This window comes from Lysobacter zhanggongensis (assembly GCF_046638635.1).
Lineage (GTDB): Bacteria > Pseudomonadota > Gammaproteobacteria > Xanthomonadales > Xanthomonadaceae > Novilysobacter > Novilysobacter luteus.
On the sequence record NZ_JBJXHK010000144.1, the window covers coordinates 1 to 2,621 of the forward strand.

The 2,621-nt window shown below is 70.3% G+C and carries 2 pseudogenes; both read right to left on the reverse strand.

Going from position 1 to position 2,621, the window contains the following annotated elements:
* Positions 1-1,004 (reverse strand): annotated as a pseudogene (locus ACKVMH_RS13200) (methyl-accepting chemotaxis protein); the annotation flags it as partial.
* Positions 1,005-1,305: 301 nt separating this feature from the next.
* Positions 1,306-2,289, reverse strand: a pseudogene (locus ACKVMH_RS13205) (MCP four helix bundle domain-containing protein); the annotation flags it as partial.
* Between the last annotated feature and the right edge of the window lie 332 nt (positions 2,290-2,621).

A 2,621-nucleotide genomic window follows, 5' to 3' on the forward strand; every position in this document is an offset into this window, starting at 1 on the left:
GACGCCGACGCGGACGCCACGACGGGCGGCCCCGGCTCGGCAACCCGGGTGATGGCGATCGGGGTGGCCTGCGCGCCGTCCCCGGCGGTCAGGCGGAACGCGGCCACCGTCTGCACCAGGTGCCCGGACTGCTGCTCGAGGCTGCGCGCGGCGGCCGAGGCCTCCTCCACCAGCGCGGCGTTCTGCTGGGTGCCCTCGTCCATCTGCAGCACCGCCTGGTTGATCTGCTCGATGCCGGCGCTCTGCTCCTGCGAAGCGGCCGAGATGTCGGCGATCACGTCGCTCAACTGCTTCACGCTGCCGACAATTTCTCCCATCATCTCGCCGGCGCGGTTGACCAGCGCGGTCCCGTCCTCGACCTTCTCGACCGAGTCGGCGATCAGCTGCTTGATCTCCTTGGCGGCGTTGGCCGAGCGCTGGGCAAGGCTGCGCACTTCCGAGGCGACCACCGCGAAGCCGCGACCCTGCTCGCCGGCACGGGCGGCCTCGACCGCGGCGTTAAGCGCGAGGATGTTGGTCTGGAATGCGATGCCGTCGATCACGCTGATGATGTCGACGATGCGGCGCGAGGATTCGTTGATCGCTCCCATCGTCTGCACCATCTGGCCGGCCACGCCGCCGCCGCGCACCGCGTTGTCGGCCGCGCCGGTGGCCAGCTCGCTGGCCTGCCGCGCGTTGTCTGCGGTCTGCTTGACGGTGGAGGTCAGCTCCTCCATCGACGAGGCGGTTTCCTCCAGCGATGCGGCCTGCTGCTCGGTACGCTGCGACAGGTCGTTGTTGCCGGCGGCGATCTCGCCTGCGGCCGAACTGATCGCGTCGCTGCCCGCGCGGATCTGGGCGACGATGCCGGCCAGGGTGGCGACGGTGCGGTTCGCATCGCCGGCGAGGCGGCCGAACTGGCCCGGCAGCGAATCGTCGGCGCGCTGGCCGAGGTCGCCCTCGGCCACCGCATTCAGCAGGCGGCCGACGTCGCTCAGGCCGCGGTCCNGTGCGGTTCGCATCGCCGGCGAGGCGGCCGAACTGGCCCGGCAGCGAATCGTCGGCGCGCTGGCCGAGGTCGCCCTCGGCCACCGCATTCAGCAGGCGGCCGACGTCGCTCAGGCCGCGGTCCGCGCTCTCCATCAGCGCGTTGAGGTCCTCGACCATCTCGCGGTAGACAAACTCAAAGCGCGCGGCGTCGCCACGGCGGCTGAAGTCACCGGCGACGGCGGCGTCGACCAGTGCCTTGATCTCGCCGTTGACCGCCTGCATCGATGCCTTGACCGACTCGACCGCGTCGGTGACGCGAGCCTTCTGGCCGGGCAGCTTGTCCATGTCCCGCGACAGGTCGCCGCGGGCGTACTCGGCGACGATGTCGATCACCCGCATCTTCACCGCGATGTGGGCGCCGACCAGCGTGTTGATCTGCTCGGCCATCTGCGCGTAGGCACCGTTGAACCGGCTGGCGTCGATGCGGTGGTCAATCGTCCCGGCCTCGTGCTCGCGCGCCATTTCGCCCTGGGCGTCGGCAAAGCGCTGCAGCCCCTGCTGCATCTCGCGCATCGAACCCAGCAGCGCGGCGACCTCGTCGCGGCCGTCCACCTGCACCCGGCCATTGAGATTGCCGGCGGCGATCTCGCGCGCCAGCCGGGTCGCTTCACCCAGCGGTTTGACCAGGCTGGAGGTGATGGTGAAGGCGAGCAGGATGCCGACGCCCAGTGCAACAAGCGCGATGACGATCAGCAGCACCCGGCCTTGCCGGTAGCTTGCCAGTGCCGCCGCGTACGCGGCCTCGTTCGCCTCGGCCTGGACGATCAGGTTCTCCCGCAGCGCGTCCTGCCAGGCGTCGACGGCCGGGGCGGCCTGCTCCAGCAGCACCGTCTTGGCCTCGTCGTCGAGCTTCAGCGAAGCGAGCCGCAGGACCTCGTCGTTCAGCGGCATCGCCGCGTCGCGTGCGGCGTCGATGCGCGCGCGCTGCTCAAGCCCGCGGGCACCGGCCGGCAGCTTGTCCAGCGCCTCCCGGGCGGCCTTGTAGTCGTCGCGATAACCGGCGAGCACCTGCATCTGCTCGGTCGCATAGGCCGGGTCGTCCATCAGCGCGATGTTGCGAATCAGCACCGCGACCTGGCCGGTGCGGTCGAACATGATCTCGGTCTGTGTGGTCTTGGCGTTGTTGTCGAGCGCGATGTCGTCCAGCTGGTCCTGGACCTCCGCCATCTTGAGCAGCGCGGCGCCGCCGAGGACGGCCAGCAATGCGAGCAGGATGCCGAAGCCGGCAAGCAGGCGGGTGCGGACGGGATGGTTCTGCATGAAGCGGATCACGGGATCTCTCCGGAGTAGGGTCGGGCGGTGCGTGCGGAACCGACGACGCCACGGTTGTCGCGCTTCGTCTCGACCGTGATATCGGCGCGACCCCGGTCAACTGTTGTCCTTCCTCGCGGCGATACGCGGCACTGTGATGCCCGTTCGTATCCACTCGCCGCGCCGCCGCATGACGACGAAGGCCGCGTCCCAGGACGCGGCCTCGCCGTTGCTTCAAGTTGTCGCCTGGCGCGGCGGTCAGAACTCCTGCCAGTCCTGGTCAGCCGTGGCCGGCCGGACGCTTGCGCGGCGGACCGGGCGTACCGGGGCGCCGGCACGCG